Annotated in this window: 25 protein-coding genes; 17 read left to right on the forward strand and 8 right to left on the reverse strand. The window is 72.5% G+C overall.

All coding sequences use genetic code 11. The features are described 5' to 3' along the window. The first annotated feature begins 53 nt into the window (after window positions 1-53). A complete protein-coding gene (locus FFG40_RS08445; RefSeq protein ID WP_260678830.1) occupies window positions 54-2,297 on the forward strand; it encodes an ATP-binding domain-containing protein in 2,244 nt (747 codons plus the stop codon). A gap of 61 nt (window positions 2,298-2,358) precedes the next feature. Here FFG40_RS08445 and FFG40_RS08450 read toward each other — a convergent pair whose 3' ends face one another. Genes FFG40_RS08450 through FFG40_RS08460 form a run of 3 tightly spaced genes read right to left on the reverse strand, consistent with a single transcriptional unit; the run spans window position 2,359 to window position 4,842 of the window. Continuing rightward, window positions 2,359-2,628, reverse strand: a complete 270-nt coding sequence (locus FFG40_RS08450) for a protealysin inhibitor emfourin (RefSeq protein ID WP_051596534.1) — start codon at window positions 2,626-2,628, stop codon at window positions 2,359-2,361. A 29-nt stretch (window positions 2,629-2,657) separates the two neighbouring features. After that, complete coding sequence (locus FFG40_RS08455; RefSeq protein ID WP_138802865.1) at window positions 2,658-3,707, reverse strand: M4 family metallopeptidase; 1,050 nt, start codon at window positions 3,705-3,707, stop codon at window positions 2,658-2,660. A 58-nt stretch (window positions 3,708-3,765) separates the two neighbouring features. Then, window positions 3,766-4,842 (reverse strand): glycoside hydrolase family 6 protein, encoded by a 1,077-nt coding sequence (locus tag FFG40_RS08460; RefSeq protein ID WP_185974139.1) that lies wholly within the window; start codon window positions 4,840-4,842, stop codon window positions 3,766-3,768. Window positions 4,843-5,024: 182 nt separating this feature from the next. On the opposite strand from FFG40_RS08460, the gene FFG40_RS08465 reads away from it, so the two are divergent. From FFG40_RS08465 to FFG40_RS08500, 8 genes are all read left to right on the forward strand, one after another. Beyond that, a complete protein-coding gene (locus tag FFG40_RS08465; protein WP_138802867.1) occupies window positions 5,025-5,474 on the forward strand; it encodes a VanZ family protein in 450 nt (149 codons plus the stop codon). A gap of 100 nt (window positions 5,475-5,574) precedes the next feature. After that, window positions 5,575-5,844, forward strand: coding sequence for a 30S ribosomal protein S15 (gene rpsO, locus FFG40_RS08470; RefSeq protein WP_017885935.1), 270 nt, complete (start codon window positions 5,575-5,577; stop codon window positions 5,842-5,844). Window positions 5,845-6,087: 243 nt separating this feature from the next. Further along, window positions 6,088-6,705 carry a CE1759 family FMN reductase gene (locus FFG40_RS08475; RefSeq protein ID WP_138802868.1) on the forward strand — a complete coding sequence of 206 codons (618 nt, stop codon included), beginning with the start codon at window positions 6,088-6,090 and terminating at the stop codon, window positions 6,703-6,705. Window positions 6,706-6,839: 134 nt separating this feature from the next. Beyond that, entirely contained in the window at window positions 6,840-7,175 is a 336-nt protein-coding gene (locus tag FFG40_RS08480) for a hypothetical protein (protein WP_138802869.1), read from the forward strand. Between the two features lie 2 nt (window positions 7,176-7,177). After that, window positions 7,178-8,101 (forward strand): FAD:protein FMN transferase, encoded by a 924-nt coding sequence (locus FFG40_RS08485; protein ID WP_185974140.1) that lies wholly within the window; start codon window positions 7,178-7,180, stop codon window positions 8,099-8,101. Then, on the forward strand, window positions 8,101-8,658 hold the full coding sequence (locus tag FFG40_RS08490; RefSeq protein WP_138802871.1) for a ferric reductase-like transmembrane domain-containing protein: 558 nt from the start codon (window positions 8,101-8,103) through the stop codon (window positions 8,656-8,658). Before FFG40_RS08485 ends, FFG40_RS08490 begins: the two co-directional genes overlap by 1 nt. Beyond that, entirely contained in the window at window positions 8,655-9,962 is a 1,308-nt protein-coding gene (locus FFG40_RS08495; protein WP_138802872.1) for an NADH-ubiquinone oxidoreductase-F iron-sulfur binding region domain-containing protein, read from the forward strand. The genes FFG40_RS08490 and FFG40_RS08495 overlap by 4 nt, the downstream gene beginning before the upstream one ends. Beyond that, window positions 9,959-10,267, forward strand: coding sequence for a ferredoxin (locus FFG40_RS08500; protein WP_260678831.1), 309 nt, complete (start codon window positions 9,959-9,961; stop codon window positions 10,265-10,267). The genes FFG40_RS08495 and FFG40_RS08500 overlap by 4 nt, the downstream gene beginning before the upstream one ends. 34 nt (window positions 10,268-10,301) lie before the next feature. On the opposite strand, the gene FFG40_RS08505 is transcribed toward FFG40_RS08500, so the two are convergent. After that, window positions 10,302-11,519, reverse strand: a complete 1,218-nt coding sequence (locus FFG40_RS08505) for a hypothetical protein (RefSeq protein WP_138802873.1) — start codon at window positions 11,517-11,519, stop codon at window positions 10,302-10,304. A 281-nt stretch (window positions 11,520-11,800) separates the two neighbouring features. On the opposite strand from FFG40_RS08505, the gene FFG40_RS08510 reads away from it, so the two are divergent. Further along, complete coding sequence (locus FFG40_RS08510) at window positions 11,801-14,080, forward strand: polyribonucleotide nucleotidyltransferase (RefSeq protein WP_138802874.1); 2,280 nt, start codon at window positions 11,801-11,803, stop codon at window positions 14,078-14,080. Between the two features lie 183 nt (window positions 14,081-14,263). Here FFG40_RS08510 and FFG40_RS08515 read toward each other — a convergent pair whose 3' ends face one another. Together FFG40_RS08515 and FFG40_RS08520 are read right to left on the reverse strand one after the other, a co-directional pair. Further along, window positions 14,264-14,791, reverse strand: coding sequence for a YbhB/YbcL family Raf kinase inhibitor-like protein (locus FFG40_RS08515; RefSeq protein WP_111033188.1), 528 nt, complete (start codon window positions 14,789-14,791; stop codon window positions 14,264-14,266). A 170-nt stretch (window positions 14,792-14,961) separates the two neighbouring features. Continuing rightward, complete coding sequence (locus FFG40_RS08520; RefSeq protein WP_110859266.1) at window positions 14,962-15,609, reverse strand: TetR/AcrR family transcriptional regulator; 648 nt, start codon at window positions 15,607-15,609, stop codon at window positions 14,962-14,964. A gap of 251 nt (window positions 15,610-15,860) precedes the next feature. Between FFG40_RS08520 and FFG40_RS08525 the strand changes: the two genes are divergently transcribed. Both FFG40_RS08525 and FFG40_RS08530 read left to right on the forward strand, forming a co-directional pair. Next, window positions 15,861-17,195: a pitrilysin family protein gene (locus tag FFG40_RS08525; RefSeq protein WP_071245003.1), complete on the forward strand. Its 1,335-nt coding sequence runs from the start codon at window positions 15,861-15,863 to the stop codon at window positions 17,193-17,195. An 8-nt stretch (window positions 17,196-17,203) separates the two neighbouring features. Then, window positions 17,204-17,806 (forward strand): histidine phosphatase family protein, encoded by a 603-nt coding sequence (locus tag FFG40_RS08530; protein ID WP_027464756.1) that lies wholly within the window; start codon window positions 17,204-17,206, stop codon window positions 17,804-17,806. 52 nt (window positions 17,807-17,858) lie between these two features. On the opposite strand, the gene FFG40_RS08535 is transcribed toward FFG40_RS08530, so the two are convergent. Beyond that, window positions 17,859-18,350: a GNAT family N-acetyltransferase gene (locus FFG40_RS08535; protein ID WP_138802875.1), complete on the reverse strand. Its 492-nt coding sequence runs from the start codon at window positions 18,348-18,350 to the stop codon at window positions 17,859-17,861. Window positions 18,351-18,373: 23 nt separating this feature from the next. Here FFG40_RS08535 and FFG40_RS08540 point away from each other — a divergent pair, with 23 nt between their 5' ends. Both FFG40_RS08540 and FFG40_RS08545 read left to right on the forward strand, forming a co-directional pair. Further along, window positions 18,374-19,120, forward strand: a complete 747-nt coding sequence (locus FFG40_RS08540; RefSeq protein ID WP_260678832.1) for a 4-hydroxy-tetrahydrodipicolinate reductase — start codon at window positions 18,374-18,376, stop codon at window positions 19,118-19,120. Window positions 19,121-19,134: 14 nt separating this feature from the next. Then, window positions 19,135-19,599: a tetratricopeptide repeat protein gene (locus tag FFG40_RS08545; RefSeq protein ID WP_138802877.1), complete on the forward strand. Its 465-nt coding sequence runs from the start codon at window positions 19,135-19,137 to the stop codon at window positions 19,597-19,599. Between the two features lie 19 nt (window positions 19,600-19,618). Here the strand turns inward: FFG40_RS08545 and FFG40_RS08550 are convergent, their stop codons facing one another. Further along, window positions 19,619-20,533 (reverse strand): TIGR01777 family oxidoreductase, encoded by a 915-nt coding sequence (locus FFG40_RS08550; protein WP_110864735.1) that lies wholly within the window; start codon window positions 20,531-20,533, stop codon window positions 19,619-19,621. 38 nt (window positions 20,534-20,571) lie between these two features. Here FFG40_RS08550 and FFG40_RS08555 point away from each other — a divergent pair, with 38 nt between their 5' ends. From FFG40_RS08555 to dapA, 3 genes are all read left to right on the forward strand, one after another. After that, window positions 20,572-21,402, forward strand: a complete 831-nt coding sequence (locus FFG40_RS08555; protein WP_138802878.1) for a thymidylate synthase — start codon at window positions 20,572-20,574, stop codon at window positions 21,400-21,402. After that, the gene (locus tag FFG40_RS08560; protein WP_035807690.1) at window positions 21,402-21,887 is read left to right on the forward strand and encodes a dihydrofolate reductase; all 486 of its coding nucleotides are present in this window, start codon (window positions 21,402-21,404) and stop codon (window positions 21,885-21,887) included. The genes FFG40_RS08555 and FFG40_RS08560 overlap by 1 nt, the downstream gene beginning before the upstream one ends. A gap of 125 nt (window positions 21,888-22,012) precedes the next feature. Further along, window positions 22,013-22,990, forward strand: a complete 978-nt coding sequence (gene dapA / locus FFG40_RS08565) for a 4-hydroxy-tetrahydrodipicolinate synthase (RefSeq protein ID WP_017885921.1) — start codon at window positions 22,013-22,015, stop codon at window positions 22,988-22,990. The last annotated feature ends 26 nt before the right edge of the window (window positions 22,991-23,016 follow it).

The raw sequence follows: 23,016 nt of genomic DNA on the forward strand, positions 1-23,016 counted from the left end.
CGGGGCTCCCGGTGGGCAGTACACTGGTTCCCCCTCTTCCCGAAGGGTTGCGTGTGTCCGAACCGACCGAGATCGACCGTGAACGCGGCTACGTCGACGGCCTCTTCCGTCGTCTCGACGAGCTGACCGCCGAGGCCGAGCAGCGCCTCGCCGAGACCCGCCGACAGGCGGTCGGCGGGAACCACCAGAGCCGCAGCGAGCGCGATGCGTACGCGCGGCTCTACGAGGACACCGTCGCGACGCTCGAGCGGGTGGGGGACCGTCTGGTCTTCGGCCGGCTCGAGGTCGCCGAGCCCGACAACCCCGACGACACCTTCCGGTACATCGGCCGTGTGGGGCTGCGCGACGCCGAGCACCGGCCGCTGCTGCTCGACTGGCGCGTCCCCGGTGCGAGCGCCTTCTACCAGGCCACCGCAGCGCACCCGATGGGCATGCGGTCCCGTCGGCACCTGTCCCTGCAGGGTCGTCGCGTGGTCGGCGTCGAGGACGAGGTGTTCGACGCCTCGCTCTACGACGACGAGCGCACCCACCTGCAGGGCGAGGGGGCGCTGCTCGCCGCGGTGACCGCCGAGCGCACCGGCCGGATGACCGACATCGTCGCGACGATCCAGGGCGAGCAGGACCGCATCATCCGCTCCCCGCTCGAGGGCGTGCTCGTCGTGCAGGGCGGCCCCGGCACCGGCAAGACCGCCGTGGCGCTGCACCGGGCCGCCTACCTGCTCTACTCGTACCGCGAGCGGCTGCGGGGCTCCGGCGTGCTCATGGTCGGTCCGTCCCCGGCGTTCCTGACGTACATCGAGCAGGTGCTGCCGTCGCTCGGTGAGACCGGTGTCGTGATGGCGTCGCTCGGCTCGCTCTACCCGGGCGTGCACGCGACGACGCACGACACCCGCGACGTCGCCGCCGTGAAGGGCGCAGCGCAGATGGCGTCACTCCTTCGGCGGGCCGTGCGCTCGCGCCAGGTCGTTCCGACCGAGTCGGTCACGCTCGACGTCGAGGGCGAGCGGCTCGTCGTCCCGCCGCAGCTCGTCGCCGACGCCATGAAGCGTGCGCAGGACCGCGGCAAGCCGCACAACGCCGCTCGCGTCACGTTCAACAAGATCGCCCTCGACGCGATGACCCGCCTGCTCGCCGAGCAGCTGCGGGAGCGCGGCACCACGGTGGACGAGGCCGACGAGAAGGTCCTGCGCGAGGACATCCGGAGTTCGTACGACGCCCGCGTGCTGCTCAACACCGCGTGGCTGCCGCTGCCGCCGGAGAAGTTCCTCGAGGACCTCTACGCCCGGCCGAACTGGCTCGCCTCGCTCACCCCCGACTGGACTGCGGAGCGCCGAGCCCTGCTGCAGCGTGCCCGAGGGGCAGCCTGGACCGTCGAGGACGTCCCCCTGCTCGACGAGGCCGCCGAACTGCTCGGCCCGTTCGACCCGACCGGCGGCGCCGCCAAGCGCGCGGCGAAGGCCAGCCGGAACCGCGACATCGAGAACGCCCGCCAGGCCATCGAGAACATGGGTGTCGAGGGCATCGTCAGCGCCGAGCAGGTCGCCGGCTCGTTCGCCGAGGGCGGCGACCCCCGCTCCACGGCCGAGCGCGCCGCCGACGACCGCGAGTGGACCTACGGGCACATCGTCGTCGACGAGGCGCAGGAGCTCTCGCCGATGCAGTGGCGCGTGCTCGCCCGCCGCAACCCGCTGCGCTCGTTCACGATCGTCGGCGACATGGCGCAGGGTTCCTCGCCGGGTGCCGCACGCACCTGGGATGACGTCATCGGGGCGCTCGCGCGTCGCCGACGCGGCCGTGCGCCGCAGGTGCCGCTCGACCACCGCATCGAGCAGCTCACGGTGAACTACCGCACCCCGCGCTCCATCGTCGAGGCCGCCGGGGCCTTCGCGGACAGCGCCGGCCTCACCGTCACCCGCAACGAGGCCGTGCGCGACGGCGACCCGGTCGAGCGTGTCCGCGTCGCCCGGGCCGACCTGCTCGACACCGTCGTGGCGGTCGCCGACGCCGAGCGTGCCCGGATCGGCTCCGGCACCATCGGCGTCATCGTCCCCGAGTCCCAGGTCGACACGGTCCGGCAGCGGCTCGCCCGCACCGAGGCGGACGTCCGGGGGCTCGCCTCGCCGAACGCCGGCTCGCTCACGGTGCTGACGGGTGCGGACGCCAAGGGCCTGGAGTTCGACGGCGTGCTGCTCGTCGACCCGGACGGCGTGGGCGCCGACGCCGCCCGTGCCGCCGCCGCGGTGTACGTCGCGATGACGCGTCCGACCCGTCGCCTGACGGTCATCGACGTCGACTGACGCTCGCGTGACCGCGGGGCGGACGGGAGGCCCGGTGCGGGCCCGCCACGGGCCTCCCGGCTCAGGTCGGGTCGCCCTCGGAGCGCACACGCGCGACCAGGTCGGCCCACGGACCGTCGAGGCGGCGACCGGGGATCGTCACGGTGGTGCGCTCGACGGTGATCGTCCAGCTGAAGTCGTCGGGGACGGGCGCTGCCGTCGGCGCCGGGGTGCGCTGCAACGCATCGACGACCTCGGACCACGCCGTGGGGTCGCTGCTCGTGTCGGTGTCGACCCGCCAGCGCCGTGTGGTGCCGGCGAAGCCCCCGGAGCGGCGGACCTCGATGCGCATGCCCACGACGCTACGCCCGGGTGGCGCGGTCAGTCGAGCACGCCCACCTGCTGCCAGGCCTGGCGCACCGCGGTCTGCTCGGCGGAGCCGTTCCCGAACCGCCGCCCGGCCACGTCGACGGTGACGGTGGCGAAGCCCGCGAAGTCGATCGAGGCGGTCACCTCGGGCGACGTCAGGGCGTCCCACCAGACGGCACCGGCGCCCAGCCACGCGGGGCCGCCGATCGCCGTGGCCGCCAGGAAGAACGCGTGGTTCGGGATGCCGGAGTTCGTGTGGACCCCGCCGGCGTCGTCCGTGGTGTCGACGAACCCGGCCATGGTCGCCGGTTGCGGGTCCTTCCCGAGCACCGGGTCGTCGTACGCGGTGCCGGGGGCTCGCATCGACCGGAGCGCGTCGCCCTGCACGGCGTCGGTGAACAGCCCCTCGCCGATGAGCCAGCTCGCCTGCTCGGCCGTCTGCCCCGCCGCGTACTGGGCGACGAGGGAGCCGAAGACGTCGCTGATCGACTCGTTGAGGGCGCCCGACTGGCCCTGGTAGGTCAGGTCGGCGGTGTACTGCGTGACGCCGTGCGCGAGCTCGTGGCCGATGACGTCGAGCGCGACGGTGAAGCGGCGGAACACCTCGCCGTCGCCGTCGCCGAACACCATCCGGTTGCCGTCCCAGTAGGCGTTGTCGTAGTCCTGGCCGTAGTGCACGGTCGCGTCGAGGGGGAGCCCCGCGCCATCGATCGACACCCGGTCGAACACCTCGAGCCAGAAGGCGTGCGTGGCACCGAGGCCCGCGTACGCCTCGTCGACCGCGGCGTCACCGGAGTCGGCGTCGCCCTCGCGCCGGACGACGGTGCCGGGCAGCGTCGTGGTGCCGTGCGCGTCGGTGATCGTCCGCTGCGGGGAGCGGTCGACGGTGCCGCTGACGCCGCGCGGCGCGACCAGGTGCTCGTGCTTCGGCGCCTGCACGGCGTCGAGCGAGGCCAGTGCGGTGCGTGCCGCCGAGGCTGCCCGTGGGAACGCACCGGCGTCGGCGACGGCGCGGAGCAGGTAGGGCGGGACGACGGAGCGGATGCGGTCGGTCGCGGTCATGCGCACATGCAACCACCGGGCACCGACACGGCCCTGCGCGGGCTGTCTCGTGCCGTGGTCAGTTGCGCTTGCGGTGCTCGACGAGGGCCAGCGCGTACGACTCCCACCACTGGCCGGCCGCGGGGCCGCCGTTGCAGGTGCCGTCGCTGAGCCCCGGCGTCTTCACCCAGAGCAGGGCATCGAGCCGGGTGCTGCCGCCGGTGACGTGCGGCTCCTGGCCGAGGCCGGCGCCCTCGGGGTTGCACCAGGTTCCCCGCCACCCCTGCCCGTTCCGGGAGACGTCGATGACGAAGTGCGGGTCGCCGCCGATCGCGTCGGCGAGCTCGTCGGCGTACGCGCGCTCCTGGTCGACGCGGTAGAAGTTCGACACGTTCGTGAAGAACCCCTGCACCTCGTCGACGCCGGCCTGCCGCAGCCAGTCCGCCATGGTGGCGGTCGGCACACGGTTCTCGTTGCCGCCGTCCAGGTACACGGTGAGCCCGTGGCCGGTCAGCGCGTCGACGGCCTTCCGCAGCAGGGGCAGGCGTTCGTCACGCAGCCGCTCGCAGTTCTGGATCTGGGCGATCGAGTCGGGTTCGACGAGCACGACGGCGTGCGAACCGGCCATCGCACGGACGGCCGACCGGACCCACGGCAGGTAGGCGTCGTCCTCGGTGCCGCCCTTCGAGTAGCTGCCGCAGTCGCGGTCCGGGATGCTGTAGAGGACGAACACGGGGGTGCCACCGCGTTGCTTCGCCGTGCTGACGACCGACCGGATCGTTGAACGGGTCTCGGCCCGCGAGGTGTTCGTCAGCCAGGTCGCGATCGGCTGGTCGGCGATCACGGCGATCTGCTCGGCGGTCGCGGCGTCGCCGGCGGCCCGTGCCTGTCGCTCGCGGATGCCGGCCTGGTTCACGGCGGTCGGCTGGCGCGCGAGCCCGCCCGGGAACGCCTCGGCGGCGGACTTCCGCTCGGCGACGGTGCGCCCGCTCGGGGTGCCGTCGCCGTCCGGCTGGCCGCCGTTCCACGGGCCGACGACCACGAGCGTCGTGACGACCGCGGCGACGACGACGGCGGCGACGGCGATCCACCCCCACTGCCGCAGGCCGCCGGTGCGGCTGCGGCGCGGGGTGCTGGGTGCCTCGTGCTCCGGCATGCTGCGGTGCTCCTGATCTGCCCGTGCGGTGTCGGTGGTGTGGGCACCGATCGCGCCCCGACCCATGCTGACAGGTGCGGGGGAGTCCTGACCAGCGCCGATCCACGATCCCCCAGGAGTCGCACCGGTCGCTGACAGGAGCGCTCCAGCGACCGGCCAGGACCGTGCAGCACACTGTCCGGATGTTCCGTCGACTCCTCCTCCTCGCCCTGACCGCGGGCTACGCCTGGGTGATCTGGCGGATGACGCTGACCCCGCAGGTCTTCACCTCTGCCCAGAACTCGCTCGTCCTGCACGCGATCGCCTGGGTGCAGCAGCTCCCGCACGGTACGTGGTTCACGTACGAGCGCACCGAGTTCCTCGCCAACATCGCGATGTTCGTGCCGGTGGGGGTGCTCGCGGCGCTGTGGCTGCCCCGGCGCTGGTGGATCCTCGGCGCGCTCGTCGCGGTCGCGCTGTCCACGGGCATCGAGTTCGCGCAGGCCACCTACCTGCCGTACCGCGTCGCGGACCCGCGCGACGTGCTGTCGAACGGCCTCGGCGGACTGCTCGGCGCGACGCTGGTCGGACTCGTCCGCAGTCTGCTGCCGGAGCGTCGCCGCCGACGCCGTCTGCACCCCAGGACCGCCTAGGACTCTGGTAGTCTTGTGCGGTTGCCGTCGAACGGCCGCGGACAAAGAGCGCTCGTGCATCAGGCACGGGCACCGCGCAACGGACAGGAAGGGGATCACCATGGCACTTGACGCACAGGTCAAGCAGGAGATCATCGAAGAGTACGCGACCCACCCGGGCGACACCGGATCCCCCGAGGTCCAGGTCGCCGTTCTGACGCGTCGTATCAACGACCTGAACGAGCACCTCAAGGAGCACAAGCACGACCACCACTCGCGTCGTGGCCTGCTCCTCATGGTCGGTCAGCGTCGCCGTCTCCTCGGCTACCTCTCCGACGTCGACATCGCCCGCTACCGCACGCTCATCGAGCGCCTCGGCCTGCGTCGCTAGTCGACCGACACACGCTTGACCGAACGCCCCGGACCTCTTCGTGAGGACCGGGGCGTTCTTCGTCCCCGGGGCGGTCACGATTCGTCGGTTGCGGGGGTCCCAGTCGACACTTCATGACCGCTCCGCAGTCAGCACGCGGGGAGTCGTGACCGATCGGCACGCTGCTCGTCGGCGGGAATGGTTGCGACGGCGCCCCGGTTGGATGCTATGTTCATGCAAACGCATCGAAAGTCGGGAAGCATCATGACCACCATCGCCGTCGTCTCCGCCGGACTCTCCGAGCCCAGCTCCACCCGCCTGCTCGCCGACCGTCTGGGCGAGGCCGCCGTGGCGTCGCTCGTCGCCGAGGGCACCCCGGCACACGTCGTGCACGTCGAACTCCGGCCGCTCGCGCACGAGATCACCGACGCGATGCTCACCGGCTTCGCGGCCCCGGCGCTCTCCGCAGCGATGGCCGCCGTGGTCGAGGCCGACGCCGTCGTGTTCGTCACGCCGATCTTCACCGCGGGCGTCAGCGGACTCGCGAAGTCGTTCCTGGACGTGCTCGACAAGGACTCCATGGCCGACATGCCCGTCCTGCTCGGGGCCACCGGCGGGACTTCGCGGCACTCCCTCGCGATCGACCACGCCCTGCGGCCCGTCTTCGCGTACCTGCGCGCGGCGATCGTGCCCACCGGGGTCTTCGCCGCGACCGACGACTGGGGGACCGACGGTGATGCGGCCGCCCTGGACGGTCGCATCCGCCGGGCCGGAGCCGACCTGGCCTGGGCGGTCCGGGCCTCCAGGCGGGCGCCGCAGGAAGCCGACGCGCTCCCCGCGACCCCCGACTTCGCGAGCCTGCTCGGCGGCCTCGGCCACTGACCGACGGTCCCGCCGCCGTCTCCGGAGCACGTGCTCTTAGACGGACCACAGGGTTCGTACGGTCGGTGCGCGGCGGGTGCGCGGCTGGCTCATCGGTGCCCTCGGGAACCTCGTCATGACGACGAGGAGCACCGATGGACACCAGAGGCAGCGGCAGGCGATCCGCACGGATCACGAGTGCGCTCGTCAGCATGGGCGGGCTCGTGGTGGCGATGGTCACCGGTGCGGGGCTCTGGCTCGGGCACGAGCAGGCGAGCACGAGCAGCGACACGAGCACGAGTAGCAGTGCCGACTCGAGCGGCAGCGCCGACACGAGCACGAACTCCGACTCGTCGACCCAGCCGACCGACGCCGCGACCGACTCGACGAGCGGCTCCGGCACGACCGACTCCGGCACGAGCGACTCGGACACCGGCGTCTCGCAGGGCAGCACCGGCGGCGCCTCCGACACCACGACGACAGGGTCGTGACCGTGCGCGCCGCCACCGAGTGGGACCTCTGGACCACGACCGCCCGGGTCGTCCTCGACCACCGGGACCGTCGGCACCTCGCTGCCGCGGAGTCCTGCGTCCGGCAGGTCACCTCCGCCGTCGACGCCGCGTGCAGCCGCTTCCGCGACGACTCCGAACTCACCGCATGCGCCGACGACCTGGTGCGTGGCACCGAGGTGTCGTCGCTCCTCGCCGCACTGGTGCACCAGGCCCTCGACGCAGCCCGGCTCTCCGACGGTGACGTCGACCCCACCCTCGGGCGCCGGATGGTGTCCCTTGGGTACGACGCCGCCTTCGCCGACGCCCGGCCGGTCCCGTCGCCCGAGGCCCTGTCTCGTGCACTCGACGACCGTCCGGCATGGCAGCGCATCCTGCTGTCGGGCACGTTCCTGCGCATCCCCGAGGGGGTCTCCCTCGACCTCGGTGCCACGGCGAAGGCCGCTGCCGCCGACATGGCCGCGGCGAGCATCACCGCACGGCTCGGCATCGGTGCGCTGGTGTCCCTCGGCGGTGACGTCGCGACCGCCGGCCCGGATCCGTCCGGCGGCTGGCAGGTGCGGGTGGAGGACCTCGAGGGTGACCCGGTCGACCACGTCCGGATCGCCACGGGGTGGTCCGTGGCCACCTCGAGCACGCAGAAGCGCCGCTGGGAGCAGGACGGCACCGCCCGGCACCACATCCTTGACCCGCGGTGGGGTCTGCCCGCCGAGCCGGTCTGGCGCACGGTGACCGTCGTCGCCCCGTCGTGCACCACCGCCAACACGATGACGACCGCCGCCGTGGTGCGCGGTCGCGCCGCCGCCGAGTGGCTCCGGCAGAGCGGACGCGCCGCCCGGCTCGTCGCCGCCGACGGCACGGTCGTGCGGCTCGGCGGCTGGCCCGACGACCGATCGGCGGTCGCCTGATGGACACCGCGCTCTGGGTGATCGGCCGGGGCACCGGGGTCACCGCCGTCCTGCTCCTCACCCTCACGGTGCTGCTCGGCATCGTCACCAGGGGCGGACGACCGCTGCCCGGACTGCCCCGGTTCGCCGTGCAGCTCGTGCACCGGAACGTCGCCCTCGCCGCCACCGTGTTCGTCGCGGTGCACGTGGGTTCGCTGCTGCTCGACACCGAGGCCGAGCTGCGCCTCCTCGACACGGTCGTGCCGTTCGTCGGCGCCTACCGGTGGTTCTGGCTTGGGCTCGGCACCCTGGCCGTCGACCTGCTCGTCGTGCTCGTCGTCACCGCACTGCTCCGCCGCGCGATCGGCCCGCGGGTCTTCCGCGCAGTGCACTGGGCGGCCTACGCCATGTGGCCGATCGCCCTGGCCCACGCGGTCGGCACGGGGACCGACGGCACCTCCGTGTGGTTCCTCGTACTCGCCGGCATCTGCACCGCGGCGGTCGTCGTCGCCGTCGTCTGGCGCTGCACCGCCCGTGTCACCGAGTTCCGTTCCGCGAAGCTGGAGGTCGTCCGATGACCCTGACCCACCCCCGCACCGTCGTCCCGCCCACCGGCACCCGACGGCTCCTGGCCGCACCCGGTCCGACGCGCATCGACCACGAGGACACCTTCGGCCCGCTCCCGCAGCTCGGCCCGTGGGTGATCGACGAACTCGGCCGCGCCGGCGTCGACGGCCGCGGCGGAGCCGGGTTCCCGCTCGCCCGGAAGCTCGCCGCCGTGACCGCCCGCGGCCGCCGTCGGGGACGGGGTGCGCCCCTCGTGGTCGCGAACGCCGCCGAGGGGGAACCCGCCAGCCGCAAGGACGCCGTCCTGCTCGAGCGCGCACCGCACCTGGTGCTCGACGGCATCGCCGTCGCGGCCGCCGCGATCGGTGCCTCCGAGGCAGTGCTCGCCACGAGTGACCGACTCGCCGGCCCGGTCCGCCGGGCCCTCGCGGAACGCGCCGACCGCGGCACCGACCGCGGCGGCGACCCCGTGCCGATCAGCCTGCGGGTCCTGCCCCACGCCTCCTTCGTCTCCGGCGAGGCCAGCGCCCTCGCCTCGGCCGTCGCCGGTGGCCGGGGTGTGCCCGAGGACCGCGTGGTGCGGCTCGCCGAACGCGGGCCGAGCGGGCGACCGACCCTGGTGTCGAACGTCGAGACCCTCGCTCAGGCAGCACTCGTCGTGCGCTTCGGGGCGGCGTGGGCGCGGGGTGTCGGCAGCCCGAGTGCCCCCGGCACGCGGCTCGTCACGGTGAGCGACGTGACGGACACGACCACCGCGGTGGTGCTGGAGACCGCCGGGGGTGCGCCGCTCGGGGAACTGCTGCGGGCCTCCCGGCTACCCGTGACCGATCCGGCGCAAACGCGCGCCGTACTGGTCGGCGGATGGGGCGGGACGTGGCTGCCGGCCGCGGCCCTCGACACGTCCTTCGACCCCGAGGGACTGGCTCGGTGGGGTGCCGCGCCCGGGGCCGGGGTGCTCGCCGTGCTCGACGACCGGACCTGCCCGATCGCGGTGACGGCCCGGCTGGCGACGGCGCTCGCCGGAGCGTCGGCCGGACGGTGCGGACCGTGCGTGAACGGGCTGCCGCGGATCGCCGACGTCGTCGGGGACCTGGCGTCGGGGCGAGCCGGCGTCGGGAGCGTCGCCTCGGGGCGATCCGCCGGTGACCTGGCAGGCGAGGTGCATCGGGTCGCCGCGCTGGTGGACGGTCGCGGGGCGTGTCACCACCCGGACGGGGTGGCGCGGATGGTGCGGAGCGCGCTCGACGTGTTCCACGACGACGTGCAGGCGCACCTCGGCGGCCGGTGCCTGCTGCAGCGCGGGGGTGCGCGGTGAGCGGGGGCGTCGGCGCGGGTGCGGGTGCGGGCGACGTCGCGCTGCACGTCGACTGGACCCGCTGCCGGGGCCGGGGGCTGTGCACGGAACTGTTCGCCGAGCGGCTCGAGCGCGACGAGTGGGGCTACCCGATCGCCCGGGCCGGCGACCCAGGCGGCCCCGGTGCCCGGACCGGCGACCCGGGCGACCCCGGCACCCCCGGCACCGGCACCCGCGACGTCCCGGTCCGTCCGCACGAGCGGGCCGCTGCGGCCGACGCCGTCGCGATGTGCCCCCTGCAGGCGCTCCGGCTGGTGGAGCGGTGAACGGCCGGAGCCCGGAGCCCGGCCGGCCCAGCGCTCAGTACCAGTGCGGGTTGACGCTCATCTCGTGACCCCACGCCCCGCAGGGTGAGCCGTAGGCGCTCTTGATGTACGCGAGCCCCCAGTCGATCTGCGTGTTCGCGTTGGTGCGCCAGTCGGCTCCGGCGACCGCCATCTTCTCGGCCGGGAGCGACTGCGGGATGCCGTAGGCGCCGCTCGAGGAGTTGAGGGCGTTCGCCCGCCACCCGGACTCCTGCGTCCAGAGCGACACCAGGCACGAGAACTGGTCGGAGCCCCACCCGTACGCCCCGAGCGCGCTCCGCGCGTAGGCCTGTGCGGCCGCGGGGTCCACGGCGACGCCCCCGGTGCTCGGGTAGGACGAGCCGGTGCCGCCGCTGGTCGCGCCGCCGCTGGACGCGCTGCTGCTGGCGTTCGCCGCGTTCGCGTTCGCCGCCGCCTCGGCCGCCGCCGCTGCAGCCCGCTTGCGCTGCTGCTCCGCCTTCTGCGCGGCGACCCGCTGGCCGAGCTCGTACCCGGCCTCCTGCTTCGCGGTGCTGTCCTTGAGCGACGCGAGCTGCGCGTACAGCTCGTCGCTGTGCTGCTCCGTCGACTCGACGGCGGCGTCCGCCGCCTGTTCCGCCGACTTCGCCGCGGCCGAGCGTTCCTCGGCCGCCTGCGCGCGCGTCGCGCGTTCCGTCTCGGCCCGCTCGGCCTGCTCGTGCAGCGACGACGCCGTGCCGGCCGCGACGGACGCCTCGTCCATGACGCCGGCCCAGGTCTCCGACAGCTGGTCGAGCGCGCCGAGCTGGTAGAGCAGCTGGTCCGGGTTCTTCGCGGTCGCGATGCGGGTGGTCATCTGGTTCGTGCTGCCGTCGCGGTACAGGTTCGCGGCCAGTTGGCCGGCCCGCTGCTGGGCCCGGTCCGCGGTCTCGCTCGCGTGCTGCGCCTGGGCCTGGAGGCTCGTGGCGGCCTGGGTGGCCGACGCCAACTCCGCCTCGGCCGCGTCCGCCTTCGACGAGGCCACCAGGGCGGCCTGTGACTTCGCGGCTGCTTCGTCCTGTGCCGACTGCAGTGCGGCCTGCACCTTCTGCACCTCGGCGCGCTTCGCGGTCTCGTTGCCCTTGGCGCGCTGGACGTCCTGCCACGTGGGGTACTCGGTGGCGTTCGCGGGGGCAGCGGTCAGGGCCGGGGCGACGAGCGCGCCGACGACCACGGCGGCCGCGACGAGCACGCCCCGCGAGGGGGTGAAGCGCATGTGGGCAGGCTACCGATGTTCACCATGAGTCCAGCGAGCCGCGCCGCCGACAGCCTGAGGACTGGTAAAGTCCATCGTGTCCGAGGACTCATTCCCCGGACGTCACACACAACACTGCGCAGGCCGGGCACGGAGCTGGTCATCGGTGGTGGCTCGCGGGCCGGAACGGTTTCCCGAGTGCTTCTACTGCTGGCCAGACATGCGTCCGGAACGATCGGCGCGCACGCACCATCGAGTGCCGTCGCCATGGCCTGCCGGAAACACATCAAGGAGGCGCCCTTTTGGAGGGTCCCGAGATCAAGTTCGCCGAAGCCGTCATCGACAACGGCAAGTACGGCAAGCGCACCGTCCGGTTCGAGACCGGTCGGCTCGCACAGCAGGCCCAGGGCGCGGTCGCCGCGTACCTGGACGAGGAAACGATGCTCCTCTCGGCCACCAGCGCCGGCAAGCACCCGCGTGAGGGCTTCGACTTCTTCCCGCTGACCGTCGACGTCGAGGAACGCTCCTACGCCGCCGGCAAGATCCCCGGTTCGTTCTTCCGTCGTGAAGGCCGTCCGTCGACCGAGGCCATCCTCGTCTGCCGTCTCATCGACCGGCCGCTGCGTCCGTCGTTCGTCGACGGCCTCCGCAACGAGGTGCAGATCGTCATCACCGTCCTGAGCATCGCTCCGGACGAGTTCTACGACGCGCTGGCGATCAACGCCGCGTCCGCGTCGACGCAGATCTCCGGTCTGCCGTTCTCCGGCCCGATCGCCGGTGTGCGCCTCGCGCTCATCGGTGACCAGTGGGTCGCGTTCCCGAAGGCCTCGCAGCTCGCCGACGCCGTGTTCGACCTGACCGTCGCCGGTCGTGTCGTCACGGACGAGGCCGGCAACGAGGACGTCGCGATCATGATGGTCGAGGCCGAAGCCACCGAGCACGCCTGGGACCTCATCCAGGGCGGGGCCACCAAGCCCGACGAGGCCATCGTCGCCCAGGGTCTCGAGGCGGCGAAGCCGTTCCTCAAGTCGCTCGTCGACGCGCAGGCCAAGCTCGCCGCGCAGTCGGCCAAGGAGATCCAGGACTTCCCGGTCTTCCCGCCCTACGCGCCCGAGCTCTACTCGGCTGTCGAGGCACTCGCGCTCTCCGAGCTCGGTGACGTCTACAAGATCGCCGCCAAGACCGAGCGTCAGGACGCCGACGACGCGCTCAAGTCGCGCGTCAAGGCCGCCATCGCGGAGCAGGTCACCGCGGGCTCGCTGCCCGAGGTCGCCAACTCGCAGGTCAGCGCCGCGTACAAGTCGGTCACGAAGAAGGTCGTCCGCGGCCGCATCCTGACCGAGCAGATCCGCATGGACGGCCGTGGCCTCGCCGACATCCGTCCGCTCGACGCCGAGGTCGCCGTGATCCCGCGCGTCCACGGTTCGGCGATCTTCCAGCGCGGCGAGACGCAGATCCTCGGCGTCACCACGCTGAACATGCTCAAGATGGAGCAGCAGATCGACTCGCTGTCGCCCGTCACGAAGAAGCGCTACCTGCACCACTACAACTTCCCGCCCTACTCGACCGGTGAGACCGGCCGTGTGGGTTCGCCGAAGCGTCGCGAGATCGGGCACGGCTTCCTCGCCGAGCGCGCCCTCGTGCCGGTGCTGCCGTCGCGCGACGAGTTCCCGTACGCCATCCGTCAGGTCTCCGAGGCGCTCAGCTCCAACGGCTCGACCTCGATGGGTTCCGTCTGCGCCTCGACCCTGTCGCTGCTCAACGCCGGTGTGCCCCTCAAGGCCCCGGTCGCCGGCATCGCGATGGGCTTGGTCTCCGACACCGTCGACGGTCAGACCCGCTACGCGGCCCTGACCGACATCCTCGGCGCGGAAGACGCCCTCGGCGACATGGACTTCAAGGTCGCCGGTACCTCGGAGTTCGTCACCGCGATCCAGCTCGACACCAAGCTCGACGGCATCCCGTCGACGGTGCTCGACGCGGCGCTCAAGCAGGCCAAGGAGGCCCGCTCGGCCATCCTCGGTGTGCTGAACGAGGCCATCGACGCCCCCGACGAGATGGCGGACACCGCTCCTCGCGTCATCTCGGTGCAGATCCCCGTCGACAAGATCGGCGAGCTGATCGGCCCGAAGGGCAAGACGATCAACGGCATCCAGGACACCACCGGTGCCGACATCTCGATCGAGGACAACGGCACCGTCTACATCGGCGCCGTCGACGGTCCGTCGGCCGAGGCCGCTCGTGCCCAGGTCAACGCGATCGCCAACCCGACCAACCCGGAGATCGGGGACCAGTTCCTCGGCACCGTCGTGAAGATCGCCACCTTCGGCGCCTTCGTGTCGCTGCTCCCGGGCCGTGACGGTCTGCTCCACGTCTCCGAGGTGCGCAAGCTCGCCGGTGGCAAGCGTGTCGAGAACGTCGAGGACGTCCTGGGCGTCGGCCAGAAGGTCCTGGTCGAGGTCACCAAGGTGGACGACCGCGGCAAGCTGTCGCTCGCGCCGGTCGTGGCCGACGAGACCGAGGGTGACTCCACCTCGGCCGAGACGGTCCGCGCCCACGCCGAGGACCCGGCCGAGGGCTGATCCTCTCCCGCGTCCTGACGCACGAACGGCCGCCGTCCCCTCCGGGGCGGCGGCCGTTCGCCGTTGCGGGGCGAATGTGCGTGTTGGCCGCGCGTGCTCTCGCGGTCAGCGACACCTCACGGGCACGGCGCCGCGTGAACTGTCGCTGTGCGCGAAAGAACGCCGCGCCGTGCCACGTGCCGGTCAGGCCGCGGGGGTCTCCTGCGTGCCCATGAGCTGCGCGCGCCCGAGCAGGTGCCCGCGGAGCATGAAGCCCACGACCGCGGGGGTCGCGTCGGCCGGGACCTCGAGCACGGGGACGTCGAGGGCGCTCAGCGTGAAGAAGTAGCGGTGCACACCGTGGCCCGCGGGCGGAGCGGCCCCGAGGAACGTGTCCGTGCCGAACTCGTTACGGCGGCGGAGCGCCTCGGCGGGCAGCAGGGCGTCGTCGGTGCCGGCGCCTGCGGGGAGCGAGGTCGCCGAGCCCGGGATGTCCGTCAGGCTCCAGTGCCAGAAGCCGGAGCCGGTCGGGGCATCGGGGTCGTAGACGGTCAGGACGAAGCTCTTCGTGCCCTCGGGTGCGTCCGACCACTCGAGTGCGGGGGAGCGGTCCTCACCGCCGACGTCGGAGCCGCGTGCCGAGGTGGGCAGCTCGCCTCCGTCGGTGAAGTCGGGGCTCGTCAGGGTGAAGGACGGGACGTCGGGCAGGTTCCAGTTGGGGTCGTTGGCCATGCCCCAAGCCAACACCCGCCGGCTCGGGCTGCGCTCGGTGCGCGCGCGGGGCTGTGGGAGTTCGCACGCGACGGCCTGGAGGCACGGTGCGGGCCCGCCACGGGCCTCCCGTCCGATGGCGGTCGCCTCGACCGCCCCGCCGGAGCGACAGATCCGGCGACAGCCGGGCGTCAGCCCGCGAGTACTCGGTCGACCACGCGGTTGAGCGCAGCGGTGGCGGCGATCGCGTCACCGGCGTACGCGCCGGCCATCGCACCGTCACGCGCGAGCATGAGCTCGTCCGCGCCGTCGCCGGGCAGGGGGTGTCCGGCCTCCTGCAGCAGGGTCGCGAGTCGCTCGGTGTACCAGTCGCGGTGCACGGCGACGACCTGGCGGACAGGATCGCGCGGGTCGTGGTACTCGGCGGCGGCGTGCAGGAACGCACAGCCGCGGAACGCCGGGTCGTTGACGTCGTCGGCCAGTGCGGCGACCCACGCGCGGACGGCCCGGTCGGGGGAGCCGGCGTCGGCGATCAGCTGCTCCATCCGCTCCTGCACGCGCTCGTGCTGGGTGCGGATGTAGGCGAGGATCAGGTTGTCCTTCGACCCGTAGTGCTTGTAGAACGTCGCCTTCGTGACGCTCGCCTCGGAGATGAGGCGGTCGACGCCGACGCTGTGGATGCCCTCTTCGTAGAAGAGCCGCGTGGCGGTCTCGAGGACACGGACCTTCGCGCCGCCGGAGCGGGGAGTCGGGGGGACGCTCGACCCGTCCGGCGACGCGAGGTTCGTGCTCGGGCCGGGGAGACGCTGGACGGCCGGTTGGGGGGAATCGACCGTCACAGCGTGTACTCCTCGGACTCATCGGCTCCGCGACCGGAGTGGGGGGACTCGGTGGTCGCGCAGGACTGATGTCCCGAGCCGCCGGATCGGAACTTAGGGGGGCTTTCGATCCGGCGTGACCAACAGTAGCACAAGGAGGACAGACAGACGAGTCGGTCTGTCCACATTTTCTGTACCCCACTTCGAGTGGCACGCGACCGAGACCGGGAAACTGGGCGGGAGGCATCGACGGATCAGTAGGCTCGTCTGCGATGAACCAGCCAGTGCCACTGCCGCTCGGGGCCCCGGACACGTCGTTCCTGACGTCCGGCGGGGCCTTCGTCCGTCGCACCGTGCTGCCCTCGGGTGTCCGTGTGCTGACCGAGGCGGTGCCGGGCGCCGCGTCGACGAGCATCGGGTTCTGGGTCGGCGTCGGTTCGCGTGACGAGCGCGACGGGCAGTTCGGGTCGACCCACTTCCTCGAACACCTGCTCTTCAAGGGCACCGAGACCCGATCGGCGCTCGACATCGCCATCGCGTTCGACTCGGTCGGCGGTGAGCACAACGCTGCGACCGCCAAGGAGTACACCTGCTACTACGCACGGGTCCGGGACACCGACGTCCCGATGGCCGTGAACGTCATCGGTGACATGGTCACCGGCTCGGTGCTCGAACCGGACGCCTTCGCCGTGGAGCGCGGGGTCATCCTCGAAGAACTCGCGATGGCCGCCGACGACCCGGCCGACGTCGCGGGCGAGGCGTTCTTCGCCGCGGCCTTCGGCGGTCACCCCCTCGGCCGTCCCATCGGCGGGACCCCGGACAGCATCCGTGCGGTCCAGCGCGACGAGGTGCTGGCCCACTACCGCGAGCACTACGCACCGAACGGCATCGTGGTGACCGCCGCCGGGGCCGTCGACCACGACCGGTTCTGCGAACTCGTCGCCGGCGTCTTCCACGATGCCCCCGACGCCGAGCCGCTGCCGCGCCGCACGCCCGAGACCGTGGCCGACCCGGTCGAGGCGAAGCTGTCCGTGGTGCACCGCCCGACCGAGCAGGTCAGCATGCTCCGCGGCTCGCAGGGCCTCGACCTGCGCGACGACCGCCGTCCCTCGCTCAGCGTCCTGAACGCCGTGCTCGGTGGTGGCATGAGCTCGCGCCTGTTCCAAGAAGTGCGCGAGCGCCGCGGTCTGGCCTACGCGGTGTCGTCGTTCGCCCCCGCGTACCTGGACAACGGCGCCTTCGGTGTCTACGCCGGGTGCGCGCCGGACAACGTCGCCGGAGTCATCGACATCGTCGACGCCGAGTTCCGCCGGATGGTCGACCACGGCATCACCGACGACGAGCTCCGACGTGCCAAGGGCCAGATCGAGGGCGCGCTGACGCTCTCGCTCGAGGACTCCGACGCCCGCATGACCCGGCTCGGCCGTTCCGAGCTCGGCACCGGCGAGTACACCGACCTGTCGACGGCGCTCGAGCGTGTCGACGGTGTCACGACCGACGGCGTGCTCGAACTCGCGCGCGACCTGCTGACCCGGCCGACGATCACCTCGGTCGTCGGTGCCGTGCAGCAGGACGAACTCGCCGCGGCCATCGGGATCGGCAGCTGAGCACGGACATGTCGCACTACCTGTACCTCGTCCGGCACGGCGAACACCAGGACGCCGAACACGGCCTGCGGGACGGCAAGCTCTCCGAACGCGGCAAGCGCCAGGCGACCCTGATCGCGGACCGTCTCGGCGGCGTGCCCTTCGACGGCGTGTACCACTCGCCGCTCGAGGCCCCGAGCGAGACCGCCGCGTTCCTGTCGCAGCGCCTGCCGTCGATCCAGCCCGAGCCCTCCACCCTGCTGTTCGACTGCATCCCCTCGGGCCCGACCCCGGACATGCCGCACGCCTACCAGGGCTGGTACGGCGGCATCACCGAAGAGGAGATCGTCGCCGGGCAGGCCCAGATGGGCGACGCCGTGTCGGAGTGGTTCACCCCGGCGCGCGAGGACCGGCACGACCTGCTGATCACCCACAACGCCGTGATCGGCTGGTTCGTGCGTGAGGCGTTCCAGGCCCCCGAGTGGCGCTGGATGGGCACGAACGTCGCCCACACCGCGCTCACGATCATCCGGATCCGGTCGGCGAAGCCCGCCGAGGTCGTCACCCTGAACGACCTGGCCCACCTGCCGGTGGAGCTGCGCACCGGTCTCCCGGTCGACCAGCCCGTCTAGCGGCTGCCCGTCCGGTCCGCGGCGGCGGGGCGGACGGGAGGCCCGTGGCGGCTCAGACGATCGGCTTGCGGTACCAGGCGGTGGCGTTCGGGTTGTCGTTGAACGGCTCGACCCGCCGGTACCCGCGGCCGCGGTACATCGCGCCCGCCGCCACGAGCGAGTCGTTCGTGTCGAGGACGATGCTCGTCGCACCCAGGTCGGCCCCGGCCCGCTCGAGCAGGTCCATCACGGCCGTCGCCACGCCCGTGCCGCGCCCGGCCGGCGCCACGAAGACGTGCTTGACCTCGAACCGGACGTCGACGGCGCCGGTCGCGTCGACCCCGTCCGCGATCCGACGGAGGCCGCCGCAGCCGACCGCGACGCCGTCGTCGTACGCCACGGCGAACACCCCGTTCGGCGGCGTGAACTCGGCTGCGGGGGTGCGCTTCCGCGAGTACGTGCCCTGCGCGCTCGGGAACGTCGCCTCGCGCTCGTCCAGGTACGCATCGAGCAGCGCGTCGACCTCGGGCAGATCGGCCGGCACGGTCCTGACCTCGACTGACATGCGTCGATCCTAGGATGGACCGCATGGTCACTCCCGTCGCCGTCGTCGGCGCCACCGGTCGTCTCGGGGGCCTCGTGGCGTCCGTCGTCGAGGAACTCCCGGAGTTCGCGCTCGTCGCCCGCCTGTCGTCGAAGGACGGCGCGCACGAGGCGCCGCCGTCGGTCTTCGGCGGCGCGGCCCTGGTGGTCGACGTGACGGTGCCGTCGCTCAGCCCGGCGATCGTGGAGAACGCGCTCTCGAGCGGCGCGAACGTGCTCGTCGGCACCTCCGGCTGGTCGCTCGACCGGCTCGCCAAGCTCCGCACCGGGCTGCAGGAACGCCCGGACCAGGGGGTGCTCGTGGTCCCGAACTTCTCGATCGGCTCCGTGCTCGGCACGCACCTGGCGACGATCGCGGCCCCGTGGTTCCCCGCCGCCGAGATCGTCGAGACCCACCACGCCGGCAAGATCGACTCGCCCTCGGGCACCGCGGTGCGCACCGCCGAGCTGATGGCCGACGCCCGGCGCGAGGTCGGCCCCGTGGACGCCCCGCACGTCGACCAGCGCGCCCGCGGCCAGCAGGTCGCCAGCGTGCCCATCCACTCGCTCCGGCTCCCCGGGGTGAAGGCCGTGCAGGACGTCGTGCTGAGCGGCCCCGGCGAGACGCTGACGATCCGGCACGACACCAACGACGACGTCGCCTACGTCGCGGGCATCCGTGCGGCGCTGGCGAACGTGGTGTCGGCGCGGGGCCTCACCGTGGGCCTCGGCAGCGTCCTCGGCATCGGCTGACCGCCGTGGGTCGGATGGAGCGGGCCGGACGCACGATCCGCTCGCCGTTCTGGGGTGCGGCGCTGATGGCGGTGCTGCTCGCCCTGTACATCGTGCTCGTCGGGCAGCGCGCCGTCGCCTTCATCGCGACCGGGATCCCGATCGGCATCGGCATCGGCGTCGCGCTGTTCGTCGTCGCCGCGATCGGGGCGATGCTGCTCGTGCTCGAGTTCCGTTTCGGCATCCGCATCACCCGGCTCGGTGCACGCCTCGAGGCCGAGGGCGGCACCCCGGACGACGTCGTCCCGGTGCGGCCCTCCGGTCGACCGATCCGCGACGCCGCCGACGAGCTGTTCCCGCGGTACCGCGACGCGGTCGAGCAGGACCCGGGCGACTGGCGTGCCTGGTACCGGCTCGGTGTGGTCTACGACGCCGCCGGTGACCGCAAGCGTGCACGATCGGCGATGCGCACCGCCCTGGCGCGCGCCGCCGACCGCTGACCCCGGGGTCGGCGTCGGATCAGAAGACGGCGTCGATCGCGTCCGCCGCCTGCGTGTACCGGAACGTGTAGCCGGACTCGAGCAGCTTCGTCGGGACCATCCGCTGGCTCGACAGGAGCATGTCGTCGGCGGCGTCGCGCAGCGCCAGGCGCAGGGCGAACTCGGGGATCCGGAACAGGTACGGGCGGTGCAAGACCTCGGCGACGTGCTTCGTGATGCGGTCGGCGACGACGGGCTCAGGACCCGCCAGGTTCACCGGGCCGGAGACGTCCGGGGCCGCGGTCGCCAGGTGCACGATCGCGCCCACCTCGTCCTCGAGCGCGATCCACGGCCAGTGCTGGCCACCGGTGCCCAGCCGGCTGCCGACGCCGAGCTTGGTCAGCGGGACGAGCGGCGCGAGTGCACCGCCGCCCTTGCCGATGACGATGCCGGTACGGAGCGTGACGACGCGCACCCCGGCGGGAGCGGCGTTCGCGGCGGCCTCCCACGCGGTGCAGACGTCGGCGAGGAAGCCCGTGCCCGGGGCGGCGTCGTCCTGCAGCACGTCGGCGGGGCGGTCGCCGTAGACGCCCGAGGCCGAGCCCGACAGGAACAGCGCCGGGGGAGTGGCGGCGTGCCGCATCGCCTCGACCAGGGTGTCGGTGGCGTCGATGCGCGAGCTGCGGATCTCCTTGCGGTAGGCGTCCGTCCACGGCAGCTTGCCGATGTTCGCGCCGGCCAGGTTGATCACCACGTCGGCGCCGTCGAGGATCGCCGGGTCGAGCGGACGCCGCCCCGGCGCCCAGCGGAACTCGGTCGCGGTGCGCGCTTCGCGGCGGACGAGCGTGGTGACGTGGTGCCCCGCCTCGCGCAGGGCGCGGACGAGGGGCGTCCCGATGAACCCGGACGAGCCGGCCACCAGGATCGAGAGCGGTTGTTCCGTCGTGTCGGGCATGCCCGCAACGCTACTCACACCGACGTAGGCTTCTGTGTGTGACCGACAGCGAGACCGTACAGCCCGACGCCTCCGTCCCGACCCCCTACGAAGACCTGCTCCGCCGGGTCCTGACCGAGGGTTCGCCGAAGGGCGACCGCACCGGCACCGGCACCCGCAGCCTGTTCGGTGCGCAGCTCCGCTACGACCTGTCGAAGGGGTTCCCCCTCGTCAGCACGAAGCGCGTGCACTTCAAGTCGGTCGCGTACGAGCTCCTCTGGTTCCTGCGCGGCGAGGGCAACGCGACCTGGCTGCAGGAGCACGGTGTCCGGATCTGGAACGAGTGGGCGGACGCCGACGGCGACCTCGGCCCGGTGTACGGCGTCCAGTGGCGCTCGTGGCCCACCCCCTCGGGTGAGCACGTCGACCAGATCGCCCAGGTCATCGAGCAGATCACGACCAACCCGGACAGCCGCCGGCTCATCGTCTCGGCGTGGAACGTCGCCGACGTGCCGGACATGGCGCTCGCCCCGTGCCACGCGTTCTTCCAGTTCTCCGTGAACGACGGCAAGCTCTCGTGCCAGCTCTACCAGCGGAGCGCCGACATGTTCCTCGGCGTCCCGTTCAACATCGCCTCGTACGCGCTGCTGACCCACATGATCGCGGCGCAGACCGGGCTCGAGGTCGGCGACTTCGTCTGGACCGGCGGCGACTGCCACATCTACGACAATCACGTCGAACAGGTCGAGGAGCAGCTGTCCCGCACGGCGTACCCGATGCCGACGCTCGAGCTCGCACCGCGCGACTCGATCGACGACTACGAGTACGAGGACTTCACCGTCGTCGGCTACGAGCACCACCCGGCGATCAAGGCTGCGGTCGCCGTCTGATGATCGGCATGGTCTGGGCCCGCTCGACCACCGGTGTCATCGGTGCCGACGGCGGCATGCCCTGGCACGTGCCCGAGGACCTGGCGCATTTCAAGCAGGTCACCGGCGACGCGACCGTGCTGATGGGCCGACGCACCTGGGAGTCCCTGCCCGAGCGCTTCCGGCCGCTGCCCGGTCGCCGCAACGTCGTGCTCACGCGTGACGCGACGTGGACGGCCGACGGCGCCGAGGTCGTGCACGACCTGCAGGCCGCCCTCGACACCGACGAGACCGTCTGGGTCATCGGCGGCGGCCAGGTGTACGACGCCGCACTCGACGCGGCCGACCACGTCTCCGAGACCCTGATCGACGTCGACGTGGCGGGGGACACCGTCGCACCCACGCTCGGCGAGGCTGCCGGCTGGACGCTCGCCGACGAGGGCCCCTGGCAGGAGTCCCGCACGGGCACCCGCTACCGGTTCCTGGAGTGGCAGCGCCGCGCCTGAGTGCCCGGTGTCGGCGGGCGTGACCGGCGGGACGGACGTGATCCGGGCCTCCCGGCCGCGCCGCAGGCGGTCCACCGTCCACACGGACGGCGGTCCTCGCGCGCATCCCCGGTACGCTGGTGCCCGTGTCCCCGCGTGAGAATCCCTTCGGTCAGGTCCTCGTCGCCCTCGTGACCCCGTTCACGGCCGACGGCGAGGTCGACTGGCCCGGCGTCGAGCAGCACATCGACGACTGCATCACCGCCGGCGCCGACGGCATCGTCGTCACCGGCACGACCGGCGAGACGTCGACGCTGACCGACCCGGAGAAGCTCCGTCTGGTCGAGGTCGGCAAGTCCGTCGCCGCCGGCCGCGCGAAGATCATCACGGGCGGTGGCTCGAACGAGACCGCGCACGCGATCCACCTGTACAAGCAGAGCGAGAAGGCCGGCGCGGACGGCGTGATGATCGTCACGCCGTACTACAACAAGCCGACGCAGTCGGGTGTCCTCACCCACTTCCGGATGATCGCGGACGCCACCGACCTGCCGGTGATCCTGTACGACATCCCGGGCCGCACCGGCATCCCGATCACGTACGACACGATCCTGCGTGCGTCGAAGCACCCGAACATCCTCGCCGTGAAGGACGCCAAGGGCGACTTCGCCGAGGTCTCGCGGGTGCTGAACAACACCGACCTCATGTACTTCTCCGGCGACGACACGAACGTGCTCCCGCACCTGTCGATCGGCGCCACCGGCCTGATCGGCGTGACCGCGAACATCACGAGCGCGCCGTACCGCACGATCGTCGACGCCGTGAACCGGGGCGACCTGGCCACCGCGACGGCCGAGCACAAGCGACTCGAGCCGCTCGTCCGCGCCGTGATGACGCACGTTCCCGGTACCGTGGCCGCGAAGTACATCCTGCACGGGCTCGGCCGCATCGGCAGCCCGCGCGTCCGACTGCCGCTCGTCGGCCCCGAGGACTCCGAGGCGTACGCCATCGAGACCTCCCTCGAAGCCGTGCGCGACGTGCCCGGCGCCGACTTCTCGAACTTCCGCCCCGACCGCAACGCGGCGGCCGGCGGTGCACTACCGAAGGTGCCAGGCACCACCCGCTAGCGAACACCGCGGCGCGCAGCACGCGC

This window comes from Curtobacterium sp. KBS0715 (assembly GCF_005938005.2).
GTDB lineage: Bacteria > Actinomycetota > Actinomycetes > Actinomycetales > Microbacteriaceae > Curtobacterium > Curtobacterium flaccumfaciens.